Origin of the sequence: Coprococcus sp. AF38-1 (assembly GCF_003603945.1) — a bacterium.
In the GTDB taxonomy this organism is placed as follows: Bacteria; Bacillota; Clostridia; order Lachnospirales; family Lachnospiraceae; genus Coprococcus; species Coprococcus aceti.
On the sequence record NZ_QVGO01000007.1, the window covers coordinates 81,513 to 97,964 of the forward strand.

The 16,452-nt window shown below is 46.1% G+C and carries 15 protein-coding genes and 1 pseudogene; 2 read left to right on the top strand and 14 right to left on the bottom strand.

The features are described from left to right. Positions 1-16: 16 nt before the first annotated feature. The gene (locus DW025_RS11410; RefSeq protein WP_117549249.1) at positions 17-583 is read right to left on the bottom strand and encodes a manganese efflux pump MntP; all 567 of its coding nucleotides are present in this window, start codon (positions 581-583) and stop codon (positions 17-19) included. Positions 584-859: 276 nt separating this feature from the next. After that, the gene (gene clpX, locus DW025_RS11415; protein ID WP_119999993.1) at positions 860-2,347 is read right to left on the bottom strand and encodes an ATP-dependent Clp protease ATP-binding subunit ClpX; all 1,488 of its coding nucleotides are present in this window, start codon (positions 2,345-2,347) and stop codon (positions 860-862) included. 303 nt (positions 2,348-2,650) lie between these two features. Here clpX and DW025_RS11420 point away from each other — a divergent pair, with 303 nt between their 5' ends. Beyond that, complete coding sequence (locus tag DW025_RS11420; protein ID WP_015533899.1) at positions 2,651-2,989, top strand: P-II family nitrogen regulator; 339 nt, start codon at positions 2,651-2,653, stop codon at positions 2,987-2,989. A 71-nt stretch (positions 2,990-3,060) separates the two neighbouring features. Here the strand turns inward: DW025_RS11420 and DW025_RS11425 are convergent, their stop codons facing one another. Continuing rightward, positions 3,061-3,819, bottom strand: a complete 759-nt coding sequence (locus DW025_RS11425; RefSeq protein WP_165854784.1) for a helix-turn-helix transcriptional regulator — start codon at positions 3,817-3,819, stop codon at positions 3,061-3,063. Between the two features lie 311 nt (positions 3,820-4,130). Between DW025_RS11425 and DW025_RS11430 the strand changes: the two are divergent. Continuing rightward, positions 4,131-5,387: pseudogene (locus tag DW025_RS11430) on the top strand (ammonium transporter); the annotation flags it as partial. Between the two features lie 154 nt (positions 5,388-5,541). Here the strand turns inward: DW025_RS11430 and DW025_RS11435 are convergent. The 11 genes from DW025_RS11435 to DW025_RS11485 all read right to left on the bottom strand — a co-directional run bounded on the left by DW025_RS11435 (position 5,542) and on the right by DW025_RS11485 (position 16,443). After that, entirely contained in the window at positions 5,542-6,309 is a 768-nt protein-coding gene (locus tag DW025_RS11435) for an alpha/beta hydrolase (RefSeq protein WP_119999996.1), read from the bottom strand. Positions 6,310-6,443: 134 nt separating this feature from the next. After that, positions 6,444-6,896: a DUF6465 family protein gene (locus DW025_RS11440; RefSeq protein ID WP_119999998.1), complete on the bottom strand. Its 453-nt coding sequence runs from the start codon at positions 6,894-6,896 to the stop codon at positions 6,444-6,446. Positions 6,897-7,126: 230 nt separating this feature from the next. Then, the gene (locus tag DW025_RS11445) at positions 7,127-8,494 is read right to left on the bottom strand and encodes a UDP-N-acetylmuramoyl-tripeptide--D-alanyl-D-alanine ligase (protein ID WP_120000000.1); all 1,368 of its coding nucleotides are present in this window, start codon (positions 8,492-8,494) and stop codon (positions 7,127-7,129) included. A gap of 105 nt (positions 8,495-8,599) precedes the next feature. Next, positions 8,600-11,068, bottom strand: a complete 2,469-nt coding sequence (locus tag DW025_RS11450; RefSeq protein WP_120000002.1) for an ATP-dependent DNA helicase — start codon at positions 11,066-11,068, stop codon at positions 8,600-8,602. After that, entirely contained in the window at positions 11,068-11,613 is a 546-nt protein-coding gene (locus DW025_RS11455; protein WP_117549261.1) for a DJ-1 family glyoxalase III, read from the bottom strand. Before DW025_RS11455 ends, DW025_RS11450 begins: the two co-directional genes overlap by 1 nt. Next, on the bottom strand, positions 11,610-12,143 hold the full coding sequence (locus DW025_RS11460; protein WP_117549263.1) for a CYTH domain-containing protein: 534 nt from the start codon (positions 12,141-12,143) through the stop codon (positions 11,610-11,612). The genes DW025_RS11455 and DW025_RS11460 overlap by 4 nt, the downstream gene beginning before the upstream one ends. A 37-nt stretch (positions 12,144-12,180) precedes the next feature. Then, positions 12,181-13,002: a DUF1189 domain-containing protein gene (locus tag DW025_RS11465; protein ID WP_120000004.1), complete on the bottom strand. Its 822-nt coding sequence runs from the start codon at positions 13,000-13,002 to the stop codon at positions 12,181-12,183. A 45-nt stretch (positions 13,003-13,047) separates the two neighbouring features. Next, positions 13,048-13,866, bottom strand: coding sequence for a Cof-type HAD-IIB family hydrolase (locus tag DW025_RS11470; protein WP_055273331.1), 819 nt, complete (start codon positions 13,864-13,866; stop codon positions 13,048-13,050). Between the two features lie 144 nt (positions 13,867-14,010). After that, entirely contained in the window at positions 14,011-14,472 is a 462-nt protein-coding gene (gene ribH, locus DW025_RS11475) for a 6,7-dimethyl-8-ribityllumazine synthase (protein WP_015533909.1), read from the bottom strand. A 56-nt stretch (positions 14,473-14,528) separates the two neighbouring features. Then, the gene (locus tag DW025_RS11480; RefSeq protein WP_117549269.1) at positions 14,529-15,734 is read right to left on the bottom strand and encodes a bifunctional 3,4-dihydroxy-2-butanone-4-phosphate synthase/GTP cyclohydrolase II; all 1,206 of its coding nucleotides are present in this window, start codon (positions 15,732-15,734) and stop codon (positions 14,529-14,531) included. A gap of 25 nt (positions 15,735-15,759) precedes the next feature. Next, positions 15,760-16,443: a riboflavin synthase gene (locus DW025_RS11485; protein WP_120000005.1), complete on the bottom strand. Its 684-nt coding sequence runs from the start codon at positions 16,441-16,443 to the stop codon at positions 15,760-15,762. Positions 16,444-16,452 lie beyond the last annotated feature (9 nt).

A 16,452-nucleotide genomic window follows, 5' to 3' on the forward strand; every position in this document is an offset into this window, starting at 1 on the left:
TTATTTTATGTTAAGGTTACAATATACCGAGTCCGTCCAGAACAACCTTTACTCCTATGAGTATAAGTATGATACCTCCGGCAAGCTCAGCCTTTGACTTGTACTTTGTTCCGAATATACTTCCGATCTTCACTCCGACCGCTGAACATATGAATGTGATACATCCTATGAATAATACCGCAAGTATGATATACAGAGTGGACAGCTTGAGGAATGCAAATGACACTCCAACCGCCAGTGCGTCTATGCTGGTTGCAACCGCCAGAAGGAACATGACCTTAAAGCTCATATCTGCATCTACTTCCTCTTCCCCGCCAAACGACTCCTTGATCATGCTTCCGCCGATGAACAGGAGGAGTACAAATGCGATCCAGTGTGACCATTTGCTTACCAGATCTGCAAAAAAGCTTCCGAGGACATATCCTACCGTCGGCATAAGTGCCTGAAATCCTCCAAACCACGCACCTGCGATAAGCATATGCTTCACCTTGATGTTGCGCAGGGACAACCCCTTACAGATAGACACGGCAAATGCATCCATTGAAAGACCAACTGCCAACAGGAATAACTCTGCAATACTCATAATTTTTCTCCTTGATATGGATTTGACGGATGCAGTCACAGACACATATAAAAAGAGACCTCCCGGGCAGCTAAAAGCTGTCCAGAAAGTCTCATCATCTACAGTAATACCAGATTCACGCCATCATCGACCGATGGCTGCCAATCATTATGTTGATATCACAACGCAAGCTCTGCGCTGACTACTCCCTTAATGAACGGTGATATTCTAGCATATTGATAAAATATTATCAAGTAGCATTTTCCTGTTATCGCATTATTGTCATTACAGATCTGTTCAGTCCTGCTTATAGATCTGAGTTGCGCTTGCCTCCTCAAGTGCCGGTGTTCCGCGCAGTTCTATGATAGGGCTTCCCTTGCCCTTTATATAATCACCTGTGATGGTCACCCTTCCTATGGTGTCATCCCTTGGGATCTGGTACATGATATCCAGCATGAATTTCTCTATAATTGCACGCAATGCTCTGGCTCCCGTCTTCCTCTTGATCGCCTCCTCGGCTATCGCCTCGTATGCCGAATCGTCAAATCTAAGATCCACCTCATCCAGTGCAAGGAGCTTCTTATACTGCTTTAATATCGCATTCTTAGGCTCCTTGAGTATGCTCACGTACATATCCTTGTCCAACGCATCAAGTGTGAAGAGTACCGGAAGTCTTCCAAGGAACTCAGGTATCATGCCAAACTCACGGAGATCCTCGGTTGTAACCTGTCTCAGCAGATTCGGATCATCGTCATATTTGTCCTTGAGTTCAGCCTTGAATCCCATGGACGCCTGCTTGCTGATCCTCTGCTTAATGATCTCCTCTATATCAGGGAATGCTCCACCACATATAAACAGTATATTTCTTGTATTGATGGTCGTCATAGGAACCATAGCATTCTTGCTGCCCGATCCCACAGGTACCTCAACATCCGCACCCTCGAGGAGCTTTAGCAGTCCCTGCTGTACGGATTCACCGCTCACATCCCTGCTGTTGCTGTTCTGCTTCTTGGCGATCTTGTCTATCTCATCTATGAACACGATTCCTCTCTCTGCCTTCTCCACATCATTGTCGGCGGCGGCGAGAAGCTTTGACAGAACGCTCTCAACATCATCGCCTATATAACCGGCCTCTGTAAGAGTTGTCGCATCAGTTATTGCAAGAGGCACCTTGAGAAGTCTTGCTATGGTCTTGACTATATATGTCTTACCACAGCCTGTAGGCCCCACCATCAGCATGTTGGACTTCTCTATCTCTATATCATCCATGGTATCTGTGAGAACCCTCTTATAATGATTGTATACAGCCACGGATATAACCTTCTTGGCATATTCCTGTCCCACAACATACTCGTCCAGCATAGCCTTGATCTTATGAGGAGCCGGAATGGTCTTAAGCGTGAGCTCTTCCTCCTGCTTCTTTTCCTTTGGCGCCTTCTTCTTGACCTTCTGTGACTTCGGCACGTCATTCTGTGCCTTGAACTTGGACATATCTATATTGCCAAATGGCATATTTGTCAGATCTATGAACTGCATATTGCCAAGCCCCGGCATGTTGCCAAACCCGGAATTGTTGAAGCTGTCAAATGATCTCTGCATGCAGTCCGCACATATATTTATATCTCCAGGCATATGTATCAGCTTGCCGGCCACGCTCTCCGGTCTACTGCACAGGTAGCAGTATTTCTCGTAGTCGTCATCGTTGTCATTATCATCCGATGCATGTCCATCGGCATCCACCGTATCCGGTGTCTTCTTATCTATATCATCATAATTCTCTGCCATATCTCATTTTCCTTTCCTGATTATACATATAATCTCAGTCAGAAATATAATAACACACATATACCACATTTACCAACACCTGCAAATATGAAATTACTGTAAATTAACCGCTGGCACGCAGCGCCGCCCTGCTTCTGTCCTTAATATTATTAAGTCATTTGTCTGTTTTTTGTATTATTTTACCGCTGGCATCTTTCGAATCGTTTTAAAATTTCGGCATTTGCGAAGTGCTATGGAATTGGATTTTTCGCTATGCTATAATCATAAAAAATAAATCCAACGGGTAAAAGGAGGACTGTAATTATGAAGAAACTTGAAATCGTAGTTCGTTCAGAAAAGCTTGATGATGTAAAGTCAATACTTGATGAGTGTGAATCAACAGGTGCCATGGTATCAAACATCATGGGTTACGGTAATCAGAAGGGATATAAGACAACTTACAGAGGAAGCGAATATGTTGTAAACCTTATTCCAAAGGTAAAGATCGAGACCATCGCAGCAGACGATGTTGCGGACAAGATCATTTTCAAGGTTTGCGAGAGAATATCCACAGGTAAGATCGGTGATGGTAAGATCTTCGTATATGATGTGGCAGATGTCGTTCGTATCCGTACAGGCGAGCGTGGAGAGACAGCGCTCTGATAAGCACAGGTATCCAATATCATTCCTTTTTCTAAATTGGCAGGCAGTGGCATTTGTCCACTGCCTGTTTTTTATCGTTCAGCTCTGTCTCCCAGTATCTTCAGCAGACTCCCCGGAGTCATCCCTGTATACCACTTAAACTCTCTCTGGAAATGCGCCTGGTCAGAATATCCCATGTCATCCATATAATCCGTGCCATGTCCGCCCGGATGCTCCAGCATTTTTCTCACAGTCTCCCTGATCCTCACGATGCGGGCAAACCTCTTGGGGCTGACCCCCAGCTCCTCCACAAATCTCCTATGCACATGTCTAACGGTGCATCCCATCTGCTCAGCAAGCTCTGATATGCTTATCTTCCCTTTTGCCGCATATATGACATCCGCCTGTTTCACGATGTCCGAATCAGCCATGCCATTCCTCTGCCACAACGATCCGCATTTCTCTATATGCTCCGTGATCTCCTCTGTCGCACTCTCTATCGGATCTTCTGCACCATTTCCTGTAAATGCATGATCAGCAGTCAGCAGTTTTTCAAGCAGACGCATATCTTGGGTATCCAGAGTCTCCCTGCCAAATCCAAGATCCTGCTCCACAGATATGAAGCTGCAGCTCTCCTCAATGCAAACAGCCGCCTCCAGTTCACCCGGATACACCCTTTTGATGTGTCCATCCGTACATATCACACATATCCCAGCATTCTCCTGTGGCACTATTCTCAGCCCACCCAAGCTGTAACCAGCTCTCACATACACAGACTTCTCATTCTTTTCTATCAAATTAGTATGTACTTCACTGCAAAAATTAACATTCAATAAAATCTGACTATCCATACGCCATCTCCGCATAACTTTATTTATCTTTACCGTATCTTTGCTTTATTATATTAAGCCCGTGCAAAATATAATAAGGTTTATCGTTCCATGTCCGATTTTTTCAATATTTTACCATATCTCAATACTATACTCAACCCAAGTTAGTAATTGAGGTGTGGCACTGAGATACTTATTATCAGTCATATCTCAGTGACGTACGATCAGATATAATGTGCACAAAGATGTGTTTTGTCAGGAGCATACCTGGCGGGACGCATCTTTTTTTATTATCTGATCACTTCCACAACTACAATGTATTAAAAGGAGGAATGATTATGGAAGACGTAAGCACAATTGTATTTGGAGTATGGTTCCTTGTCGGAGCCGCACTGGTATTCTGGATGCAGGCCGGATTTGCAATGGTTGAGGCCGGTTTCACAAGAGCCAAGAATGCCGGAAACATTATAATGAAGAATCTCATGGATTTCTGTCTCGGTACAGTCTCATTCATGATCCTCGGTTCATCACTTCTGCTCGGCAGCAGTGACTGGGCACTCGGAGGTTTCATCGGAAAACCATCATGGGATTTGTTCCTTCACTTTGAAAACTATGACTGGTCAAGCTTCGTATTCAACCTTGTGTTCTGTGCAACAGCAGCAACCATCGTGTCAGGAGCTATGGCAGAGAGAACAAAGTTCTCTGCATATTGTGTATACTCAGCTATCATCTCACTGCTGATATATCCTATTGAGGCTCACTGGATCTGGAATCCAGGTGGCTGGCTTGTAAAACTTGGCTTCCATGATTTTGCCGGTTCATGTGCCATCCATATGGTAGGTGGAATCTCAGCACTGATTGGTGCCGCATTACTTGGACCTCGTATCGGAAAGTTCAATAAGGATGAGAATGGCAAAGTAGTAAAGGTTCACACCTTTCCTGGTCATAACCTTCCACTCGGCGCACTCGGTGTATTCATCCTGTGGTTCGGCTGGTACGGATTCAATGGTGCAGCCGCAACATCTGTTGATCAGTTAGGTTCTATCTTCCTCACTACTACTATCGCACCTGCACTTGCAACAGTTTCATGTATGATATTTACATGGCTCAAATATGGCAAGCCTGATGTGTCAATGTGTCTCAACGCTTCACTCGCTGGTCTTGTTGCCATCACAGCTCCTTGTGATACAGTCGATGCTTTCGGCGCAGCTATCATCGGTATCGTTGCCGGACTTCTCGTAGTATTCGGAGTATGGCTCTGTGACCACGCATTACATGTTGACGATCCTGTCGGTGCCGTAGCCGTACATGGTGTAAATGGTATCTGGGGAACAATCGCTGTAGGTCTCTTCTCCACAACAACTGTTCCTGGAAATGATACATTAAACGGTCTGTTCTACGGCGGTGGCATTCATCCACTTCTCATCCAGTTACTTGGATTTGCAGCAGTTGCAGCATGGACAGCAGTTACGATCACCATCGTATTCCTGATCATCAAGAAGACTATGGGACTTAGAGTATCTGAGGAGGAAGAGATCAAGGGACTTGATCCTACAGAGCATGGTCTTCCTACAGCATACGCAGATTTCCTGACAACAAAATAATTCATAATATATAGTATTATCTGCAAGCAAAAAGCCTGTGGTATGAATCAAAGTTCATATCACAGGCTTTTTAATATATTCACATACACAGCTTTCTCTAATTACGATTTATGTCCTGCCGGGCTGCATGCTCCTTTTCTTACATGTTCTTCCTCATGTAGTCCTTCAATATATTACTGTACTCTTCCTGATGCTTAAACATATATACGCAATGGCCATAACCCTTTCTGACCGTTATCGTCGCCTCAGGATAATATTTCTTTATCAGCTTGCGGCACACAATGTGTGAATCCCTGCTGCCGAATTCAAAAAATAATCTTCTCTGCACATCTGCAGGAAGCATACTCTGCTCGTATTTGAAGCTGTTGCAGGTATGCACCATACATGCAAGCGCTTTCTTATCTGTCCTGCCCATGGAATCGGAAAGCTTTTTCATTACGTCAGAAGCAATATCTGCCGCCGCATACATCTTTGATGCAGCCTCCGGATGCTTCTGCATGCCTCCCATCATCCCGCGGAACATCCATTCAACGCCCCTCATTCTCGTGAGCGCAGCTCCTTCAAACACTGAACACTTCACTGTAAGCCACGGACTGTCAGCCACAAGATACATGGCTACAACGCAGCCCAATGATGCAGAAAACATGAGATCCAGAGTCTTTATATCATGATCTGCAAGCCATTTGCCAATCTGTACAGCTTCATGCTCTGCGCCCTCAAAGCTCCCCATGTCAATACCATGCCCGGTGAGATCCGGCGCAATTATATGATACTCACTGCGCATTTTCTCTACATATGGAAGCATCATCTCATGACACATCCACATTCCGTGTATAAGCAGTATATGCGGATTCTTCCTGTCTCCATACTCATGTATAGTCATATAATCTGCCTCCTGTAAAATCATTTGTTAGGCTCTCCTAACTAACAGCATATTACCACAAAAGGCTGCCGGTATACAACACCAATTCCAGTAATTATCCCACAAAAAAGAAGCCCGATCATACGACCGGGCTTCGTCTCAAAACAAACATCTATAGATTAAAGACTGTAAGAACCTGATTCTCCATCAGCTGTATAATATACCATGCCTGTTTCTGGCTGGTAGTATACGTTCAATTCCTTAACTGTCTTATTGCCAATAACTTCCTTCACCTTAGCAACGATTGTTGCCATCTCGATCTGACCGCCAGCGAACTCAACAAATACATTCTCTGTTGTCTTAGCTGGAGCTGCCTTCTTTGCTGGAGCCTTCTTTGCAGGTGCTGCTGCCTTTGTCTCTTCCTTCTTAGCTGGTGCTGTTTTCTTTGCAGGTGCTACCTTTGGCTCTTCCTTAACTGGAGCTACCTTCTTTGCAGGTGCTGCCTTTGTCTCTGTAGCTGCTGTCTTCTTTGCAGCTTCCTCTTTCTTAACTGCCTCAACCTTAGCAAGTGCTGCTGCAGGTGTTGCCTTTGTTACCTTCTTTGTCTCATCTGCCTTCTTTGCTGTAGCCATGATTCTTTCCTCCCAAATAAAAAGTATCTATGTAATCTTATGTATTTATTTTCAAGCTAGGTTGATATTACTCCATTTTTTATATTTTTTCAATATAACCAAATTCTTTTCTCCCTTTTGTATCGTTTTGGGAATTGATTTACAATAAATGGCAACACTTTACACAAAAAGGCGGTCACAGATCGTTGTAAATCCGTGACCGCTTTTGTCATTTTGTACAAATACACACACTAATTCGTGAGAATATTAACCACTTCACTCAATTTCATTCCGTTTGATCCCTTCAAAAGCACTATATCCTCAGGCTTCATGAGCGCCATAAGGTATATCGCGATCTCCTCCGTGTCAGTGAATGACACAGTCTTGGCATACTTCGTATCACAGGCATCCAGAGCTTCCTTGATCTTCTGGGCATGCTCTCCGATGACTATGACCTCATCTATCTTCTTATCTCTGAGATACTCTCCGACTTCATAGTGGTACTCATCGCTCTTCTCTCCGAGCTCAAGCATATCGCCGAGCACGATATACTTCTTGCCCTCGCACTTCATGTCACAGAGGACATCGGTGCTGGCCTTCATGGAATCAGGGCTTGCATTGTATGTATCGTCTATGATCGTGTATTTGCCAGGAAGCTTGATGACCTTCTGTCTGAGACCTCTGAAATTCTCAAATGCCTTCGACGACTTCTCATATGGAACTCCAAGCTGATGCGACACAGCCATGGCCACCAATGAATTGCGCACGTTGTGCAGTCCCATCACTCCTACCTTGACAGTTACAACGTCATCCCCATGTACCATATCGTATACAGAATATCCATCCTCCATGCGGATGTTAGTCGCTCTGAAGTCCATGCCCTCGCCGCAACCATATGTGTATACCTTACATGGTATCTCATCCTTGACCGCATACAGCATAGGATCATCACCGTTGATATACAGTGTTCCATTCTCGCCCATGCCCTTGATAATGCTGAGCTTCTCCTTGCGGGTGTTCTCCAGTGAACCCATATATTCTATATGTGCAACGCCTATGATCGTTATAACGCATATATCCGGCTGAGCTATATCAGTGAGGATGTCCATCTCACCCGGCTCGCCGATTCCAAGCTCAAGAACAGCCGCATCGTACTCGTCTGTCATCCTTGACACCGTGATAGGCTCGCCGTACACCGAATTATAATTGCCCTCTGTGTGGAAGCACTTCATTCCAGCACTGACAGCCGCTGTGATCATCTCTCTTGTCGTGGTCTTGCCCACGCTTCCTGTAACCGCCACAACAGGCATATCGTATCTGTTCCTTATATACTTTCCAATGGCCTGCAATGCCTTAACAGTATCATCCACCCTGATATACGCCTTGTCCGACACCACAACATTGTCATGCTCCGATGTGAGTGTGGCTGCTGCAGTCTGAAGTGCTGATTCTATAAATCTGTGTCCGTCGGTTCTTGTTCCTATGATCGGCACGAACAGATCGCCCTCCTTGGCCTCCTTAGAGTTTATACAGATGTCAGTGAGAACAGTGTTCTCATCTCCGCAGAGGAGTACGCCTCCTGTAGCTTCCAGAATATTTTTTACTGTTATATCTACCATCACTATCCCCTTTTTTCATATTGATAAAATATATACAACCGGGCTTTACCGCCGCTCCGGCTTCATCAGGTGTCCATTATAGCACTGTATTATGCTTTTGTATATTTAAATCTCTTTACTTTTATAATCCCAGAACTGTTCAAGGATCCCGTCCACATTTTGCATGTTGCATATCACGCTGTCATTCCATTCCACAGGAAACAGCTCCGTGTAACGCCTGGTGGCAAATCTCTCGTCTATCAGAAGTATTATCCCCTGATCCGTCTCCGTCCTTATGACTCTTCCGGCAGCCTGAAATACCTTGTTTATTCCCGGGTACTGGTACGCATATCTGAATCCATTCCTGTCGGATGCAGCCTCTTTTTCGTCCGCCGCGGTTCTGCTGTCGAAGTAATCCATCATCAGCTTTCTCTCCGTGCACACCTGGGGAAGACCGGGTCCGACTATTATCGCTCCTATCAGCCTGTCACCAGTCAGATCGATTCCCTCGGAGAATATTCCGCCCATGATACACAGTGCCAGCACATTGTCCTTCTCCTCAAATGCCCTCAGAAAGCTCTCTCTATCGCTCTCCGTCATGTATTGTTCCTGGGCTATAACTTCCACCCCAAGAGACTCTGGAAGCTCTTCAGTGAGCACATGCACCTTCTCCAGCATGGCATACGATGGAAAGAACACCATATAGTTGCCCGGTCTCGCACTTATCACGCGCTCTATATAGCTGTAAATGTTCCTGTACATCGCCTCATTACGGTTCGTGTATCTGGTCGTGACATCATTTGCTATCATTATCTTCCTGTTCTCCGCAGAAAATGGAGACGGGATGTATATTGCCCTGTCCTCCGGGCAGTCCGACAGCATCTCCATATAATATCTGACAGGAAGTATCGTAGCCGAGAAAAACACCGTGGCAAGCCCTTTGTCCAAGCAGTTTCTTATGTTAACTGCAGGCTTGACGCAGTACAGTCTCACCACAAATCTTCCGTCATCCCTTATCTCGTCATACACGACATAATTCTCATCCATCATCTCCGCAATGTTCAGAAATGAGGTGAGATTAAAATAAAAGTTCAGGACTTCCTTTCTCTCCGGGATCTGCCTGTGCTCCTCCAGAAAGAGCTGTATTGCTTCATGGAGGCTGAGCAATTTCAGGTGAAGAGGTGCTATGCTCGAGAGCACCCTGTATCCCTCCTCAGGAACCTCCTTCTTCATCGTAAGCAGCTCTCTGTTGCAGCTTCCTATATGTCTTGCCATACGGCCGCCATACTGGGCTGTGAGCTTCTTGAGCTCCAGAAAGTCCTCCTTCACGATCTCCGCACTGTACATGGACGAAGCCCTGTCCACAAGGTTGTGCGCCTCATCCACAAGGAATACATAATCTCCCGGCTTACCGCCCTCTGCCGCAAAGAACCTCTTGAGGCTCGCTCTCGGATCAAAGACATAGTTATAGTCACATATCACCATGTCAGCAAACAGACTCACGTCAAGGCTCAACTCAAACGGACACACCCTGTGAGCCTGTGCGTACCGTATTACCACATCTCTGTCAACCACCGTCTCATGTAATACCACGTCGTACAGCGCATCATTTACCCTGTCAAAATGCCTCTCGGCATACGGACATACCGCAGGATTGCAATCCACCTGTTCCTGACAACATATCTTCTCTTTTGCCGTGAGTATAACAGTCTTGAGCTTTAGCCCTCTGTCCTCCAGCAGCTCCACCGCATTTCTCGACACAGTGTGGGCTATGGTCTTGGCTGTCAGATAGAATATTTTCGACACGTGTCCCTGAACCATGGATTTTATGGACGGGTACACCGCCGCCATGGTCTTTCCGATTCCAGTTGGTGCCTGGACATACAGATGTTTTTCCTGCTCAATAGCCCTGTACACATACAGAGCCATCTCCTTCTGGCCCTTCCTGTACTCAAATGGGAACTCCATGTCCGAGATGGACTGATTCCTCATAAGCTGATGCTTCTCCACCAGATCAATCCATTTGCAAAGCTCCGCCATCATTGAGCTGAACCATTTCTCCAGATAGCCAAATGAATATCTCCGCCTGAAGAACTTCTCCTTCTCGCTGTCAAGGTTTACATAACTTATCCTTACATCTATCCAGCTATAATTATTCTCTTTTGAATATATATACGCATAGCACATCGCCTGGGCCACGTGGACGCGCTGCGGGCTCTCCATGTCATCGAGGTTCCTGTATATGCCCTTTATCTCATCTATAAGCACATCGCTGTCATGGAAGTCCACAGCATACCCCTCTGCCATGTCAAAGCCGTCGTCAATATCCCCGGGCTCTTCCTGTTCGCCACCGCATCTGTCTATGATTCCATCAGCCCGGCCCTCCACAGTTATCAGATGTCCGCCAAGCTCCTCTGTATACCGGAGCGGCACCTCTGAATTATAATGAGACCCTGCCCTTTTCTGAAGCTTCCTGTGAATCCTGCTACCCGCATTCATCGCTTCTCTGGACAGAGTCCCACTACTGCTATCACTTATATCGCCACTGCGGAAGATGAATTCCACCAGGCTCCTAACTGATATTTTTATATTCATTATCTCTTATATACTATCTTCTCTGCGAGATCGTCCGCAGTCTGTCTGTCTATGAGTATCTCAACCAGCTTAAGTGCAAATTCTATGGCTGTTCCCACTCCTCTGCTGGTGATCACATTTCCGTCCACCACTACCGGCTCCGTACTGTGGCGCTTCGCCATGAGCTGATCCTCACATCCCGGATAACATGTTGCATTCTTGTCCGCAAGCACGCCAAATGCGCCAAGTGCTGTAGGTCCCGCACAGATAGCAGCCACATAACCGCCTCTGTCATTCTGTGCCTTGACCATGGCCTGAACCTTTGAATTTGCCTTGAGGTTCGGAACCCCCGGAATACCTCCAGGAAGAACTACAAGATCGCACTGGTCATCGATCTCTGATAACTTCTCATCCATCGTGACCTCCATGCCGCGCGCTCCTGTCACTGTATCCTGATCGTCAGCCGACACCATCAGGCACTCAACTCCGGCTCTCCTCAAGAGATCCACCACCGTGAGAGCCTCTACCTCTTCATAACCTGTTGCAAATAAAACTCTTGCCTTCATCGCTTTTCCTCCTTATTCGCACTCTTTACAAAACTGTCTATATCACGTCTGTCCATGCCGCTCAGGGCGCTGTTCTGATAGATACCGTCCTCAGTCACATCCCTGCCAAACCAAGTCGGCGGCACAAATGTATTTGCAAATTTCTCCTCCGGGAATTCAACCTCAGCATAGGTGAGTCCGCCAAATATCCCGTCGAACACGTCCAGCTCGATCTTCAGTTTCCTGTCCACCTCACTGTCACCACAGGTTCCGTCTGTATCGGAAAGCGGTATTATATACCGGTCCTTCTCTATTATATTGCCGTCTGCCTTACATCTGAGATTCCTGTATTCATCCTCGTCCAGATCCATCTCGAATTCCTGCCTGATGAGCAGTCCCTTGGATTTGACCGTGAGCACACGTCTGTCGTCCGTTCTCCTGATCCTTATGACCGGCTTCACGGACACATACATCTGTTCCATGTGCTTCACCTGATATTTCGTCAGATCGACAGGTATCTCATGTACAAGGTATTTTCTCTCTATCTCCATATATGCCTCCACCTATTCAAACCAAATGACCGCCTTATCAGAACACATCTCCCGGCGGTATATCTCCACTCACATAGCTTCCTATAGCTTTGTTCATAAATATCATGGACACGACAAGTGCAATGATCCATACAACAAACGATGATAACAGATATCCAAGAGCAGTGTTGACCGATATTATGAACACCGACAGAGTCTGTGCATAGACACATATCGTAAATACCTTGCCGTAGGACAGTCCCGTGTTGAGATTTCTTGCAAGTCCATTGCCCGCTATACTGAATATCAGCGCAAGGAGAAGCTGTCTGCCCGCCGATGCCGCCATCACCGAAATGAACATGATCACCATGTACATATAAAATACCGGTGTCAGTGCCGCCAGCTTGCTATTGTTGAAGCCATCCGGCAGGAACATGTATTTGAGCGGTGTCACCATGTACTCATAGCCCTTGCCATCTGAGACCATTCCCATGACTATATTCTCACTTCCTATGGCGATGTACACTCCATCCGTTTCCATGGAGTCAAGGTCCACTGACGCATTCTCCGTGTTGATGTACAGAGTAGCATTTCCTATCTCAAGCTGCATATCGTGTTCCATGTCGAGCTTATTGTCATGATATGTGAATGCCGGGATCTTATTTGTTATGAGATTTCTCAGACCTCCGACCTTGCCGACCCAGAATATGGCGTCTATTCCAAACTCTATAAATGCCAGCAAAAAGGATATGATCACCACAAACCACACAAGGCGTCCCGTCTTCAGCTTGACCAGTTGTTTGTAATTCTTCGGACTGCTGACCGCTATCGACAACTGATCGAGCAGCGTCACCTTCTTGTTCTCTTCCTGTTCTTCCATATAAATCTCCAACTCTAATAATTATTGACCGGCAAAATGAACCAGCTATTCCATCGGCTCTATGATCCCAAGCTTCACCATAGCCTTATATATTCCATCATTCTCCGCATCGTCTGTGACCATCATAACCTGTCTTTTGAGCTCCTCCGGCCCCTTCTCCATGATTATGCTGTTCGGACAATATAATAACATAGGTGCGTCATTGTTGCCATCACCAAATGCATATGCATTTTCAAGCGGAATATCAAAATAATCCAGAAGATACTGTATACCTGTCGCCTTACTGAATCCCTTGGGAACTATCTCGCAGAAATTTGAACCTCTGTCGATATAGTCAAAATGCTGTGATACATACTCGCGGAACTCAGGAACATTTTTATTGTCATCCGCGAACCAGCAGCAGAACTTGTCGAATTCAAAGTCATCCGAGTCCACATCCTCCCCAACAAATATTCCATTTGCCCGGAAGTATCTGACCATCTCTGCAAGGAGTTCATTTCCCATGTTCTGACCGTCCACGTACACCTTGTCTCTGTGCTCATACATTCCAAACATGTCATATCTGCGGCATGCATAAGCTATATCCCTGCACACATCCCTGCTGACATCATTGTGGAACAGCTCTTTGCCGTCATAGTAAATGGATGTTCCGCAGCCACACACAAAGCCGTCAAAACCCGCATCCTTGATCTCATCAGTGACATTACAGTAAACCCTGCCAGTGTTGATGAACACCAGATGTCCGTTGGCTCTCGCCTGCGCCAGCGCACGCCTTGCGCTGTCCGGGAAGTATCTCCTTCCGTCCTCGGTTATAAGCGTTCCGTCTATATCAAAGAACAATATCTTCCTGTCTGTGCTTTTCATATATTATATCCATCCTGTCATATATTTACAGGCACATGTATTATAACTACACGTGCCTGTATCTTCTGTACGCATTATATTTTCACTTGATAACCTGCGCATGCATCAGCATGCTTCATTATATCGCATTTTCTGCAGTCTGCATTACAACTGCTTCATGAGGTCGATCATCTCAAGAGCTCCCATAGCGCAGTCATAACCCTTGTTGCCGGCCTTTGTTCCTGCACGCTCGATGGCCTGCTCGATATTCTCTGTTGTAACAACTCCGAACATTACAGGTACACCTGTCTCAAGTGATACTGAAGCAACGCCCTTTGAAACCTCGTTGCACACATAATCATAGTGGCTTGTCGCACCACGGATAACAGCACCAAGACAGATAACAGCGTCATACTTGCCGCTTGCAGCCATCTTCTTTGCGATTACAGGGATCTCAAATGCACCCGGAACCCATGCAACTGTGATGTCGTCTGCATTCACATCATGACGGAGAAGCGCATCCTCTGCACCGCTGACGAGCTTTGAAACTATGAACTCATTGAATCTCGCTGCTACTATACCTATCTTTGCTCCATTTGCTACTAACTTTCCTTCTACCTTATTCATCTGATTTATCCTCCTTATTCTATATCGGAGCTTACCCAGCCCCTTCTTATGAAATATTAGACTTCGTGTAACATATGACCCATTTTCTCTTTTTTTGTCTTGAGATAAAATGCGTCAAACTTGGTTGGCTCTATCTCTATAGGAACTCTCTCCACGATCTCAAGATTGTAGCCTGCAAGGCCGTATACCTTGAGTGGGTTGTTGGTGAGGAGTCTGATCTGTCTGATTCCGAGATCCACAAGTATCTGTGTTCCTATGGTGTAATCCCTTGCATCATCAGGGAAACCAAGCTTGAGGTTTGCCTCAACGGTGTCAAGCCCCTGATCCTGAAGCGCATATGCCCTGATCTTGTTGATAAGGCCGATTCCTCTGCCCTCCTGTCTCATGTACAGGAGCACGCCTCTGCCTTCCTTGGCAATGGCCTTCATGGCCGCATCGAGCTGCTGTCCGCAGTCACACTTCTGTGAGCCGAAGCAATCGCCTGTGAGGCACTCGCTGTGCACACGGCAGAGAACAGGCTTGCCGTCAGCTATATCACCCATTGTGAGTGCCACGTGATGTTCACCGTTCAGCTTGTTGATATATCCACAGATCGTAAACTCACCATACTTTGTTGGAAGCTTTGCCTTGGCTACGCACTCAACGAATACTTCATGCTCTTTTCTGTACTGCACAAGCTTCTCTATGGTCGATATCTTAAGGTCATGAACCTTTGCAAATTCCACAAGGTCATCCTTTCTCGCCATGGTTCCGTCATCCTTCATGATCTCACAGCACAGTCCGCAAGGCTTAAGTCCTGCAACCTTCATAAGATCAACTGTAGCCTCTGTGTGGCCGTTTCTCTCTATGACTCCGCCTGCAACTGCCTGAAGTGGGAACATATGTCCCGGTCTTCTGAAGTCATCAGGCTTTGCATTCTCATCCACAAATTTTCTGGCTGTGTAGCCTCTCTCCTCGGCTGAGATTCCTGTGGTTGTATCCACATGATCCACTGATACTGAAAATGCTGTGCAGTGGTTATCTGTATTGGTTATACACATCTGTGGGAGATTCAGCTTATCCGCATATGACGCATCCATAGGCATGCATATGAGACCTCTCGCCCACTTTGCCATGAAGTTGACATTCTCCGTTGTAGCAAATTCTGCTGCACAGATTACATCTCCTTCATTCTCTCTGTCCTCGTTGTCGAGCATGACAACCGGCTTTCCCGCCGCAAGATCTGCAGCGATCTCCTCTATCGAGTTGAATTCAAAACTCATCACTCTACCTCCTTAAAATATCTGTCTACATAAATCCATTTTCTGCCAGAAACCTCATATCAAGTCCTGATCTATCTGAAGCATTTCCATTTGAAAGCTTTTCATCTGTATCATCACCTTTGTATGGCATAAGCAGTTTCTCAACATACTTTCCAACCACATCATTTTCAAGGTTGACCACCTTGCCCGGCTTGCCATCCAGCAGCGTCGTCTCTCCCGCCGTGTGCGGAATGATCGACACCTTAAAGCATGTATCATCGACATACGCAACCGTAAGGCTTATACCGTCTATGGCTATTGAGCCCTTCTCAATGATGTATCTGAGTATCTTCGGAGAACAATCTATTGTCACCCACACTGCATTGTCCTCCCTTTTGAGCTCTCTGATCGTTCCGGTTCCATCTATATGTCCTGACACTATATGTCCGCCAAATCTTCCTCCGGCCGCCATGGCACGCTCAAGGTTCACCCTGCTGCCACCGGTAAGCTGTCCAAGTCCGCTTCGTCTCAAAGTCTCAGGCATGACATCCGCAGTAAAGATATTCCCCGATATGCCGGTTGCAGTAAGACACACACCGTTTACCGCTATACTGTCTCCAACCTGGCTTCCATGGAGAACCTTGTCTGCCTGCACCGTGATGCTGCAGGAGCTTACGCCTTTATCTATCTTTCTTATAGTTCCTATCTCTTCTACTATTCCTGTGAACATGTATGACCT

Coding starts and splice junctions, on each gene's coding strand:
- DW025_RS11410 (WP_117549249.1), bottom strand. CDS start 583: ATGAGTATTGCAGAGTTATTCCTGTTGGCAGTTGGTCTTTCAATGGAT.
- clpX (WP_119999993.1), bottom strand. CDS start 2,347: ATGGCAGAGAATTATGATGATATAGATAAGAAGACACCGGATACGGTG.
- DW025_RS11420 (WP_015533899.1), top strand. CDS start 2,651: ATGAAGAAACTTGAAATCGTAGTTCGTTCAGAAAAGCTTGATGATGTA.
- DW025_RS11425 (WP_165854784.1), bottom strand. CDS start 3,819: ATGGATAGTCAGATTTTATTGAATGTTAATTTTTGCAGTGAAGTACAT.
- DW025_RS11435 (WP_119999996.1), bottom strand. CDS start 6,309: ATGATTTTACAGGAGGCAGATTATATGACTATACATGAGTATGGAGAC.
- DW025_RS11440 (WP_119999998.1), bottom strand. CDS start 6,896: ATGGCTACAGCAAAGAAGGCAGATGAGACAAAGAAGGTAACAAAGGCA.
- DW025_RS11445 (WP_120000000.1), bottom strand. CDS start 8,494: ATGGTAGATATAACAGTAAAAAATATTCTGGAAGCTACAGGAGGCGTA.
- DW025_RS11450 (WP_120000002.1), bottom strand. CDS start 11,068: ATGAATATAAAAATATCAGTTAGGAGCCTGGTGGAATTCATCTTCCGC.
- DW025_RS11455 (WP_117549261.1), bottom strand. CDS start 11,613: ATGAAGGCAAGAGTTTTATTTGCAACAGGTTATGAAGAGGTAGAGGCT.
- DW025_RS11460 (WP_117549263.1), bottom strand. CDS start 12,143: ATGGAGATAGAGAGAAAATACCTTGTACATGAGATACCTGTCGATCTG.
- DW025_RS11465 (WP_120000004.1), bottom strand. CDS start 13,002: ATGGAAGAACAGGAAGAGAACAAGAAGGTGACGCTGCTCGATCAGTTG.
- DW025_RS11470 (WP_055273331.1), bottom strand. CDS start 13,866: ATGAAAAGCACAGACAGGAAGATATTGTTCTTTGATATAGACGGAACG.
- ribH (WP_015533909.1), bottom strand. CDS start 14,472: ATGAATAAGGTAGAAGGAAAGTTAGTAGCAAATGGAGCAAAGATAGGT.
- DW025_RS11480 (WP_117549269.1), bottom strand. CDS start 15,734: ATGAGTTTTGAATTCAACTCGATAGAGGAGATCGCTGCAGATCTTGCG.
- DW025_RS11485 (WP_120000005.1), bottom strand. CDS start 16,443: ATGTTCACAGGAATAGTAGAAGAGATAGGAACTATAAGAAAGATAGAT.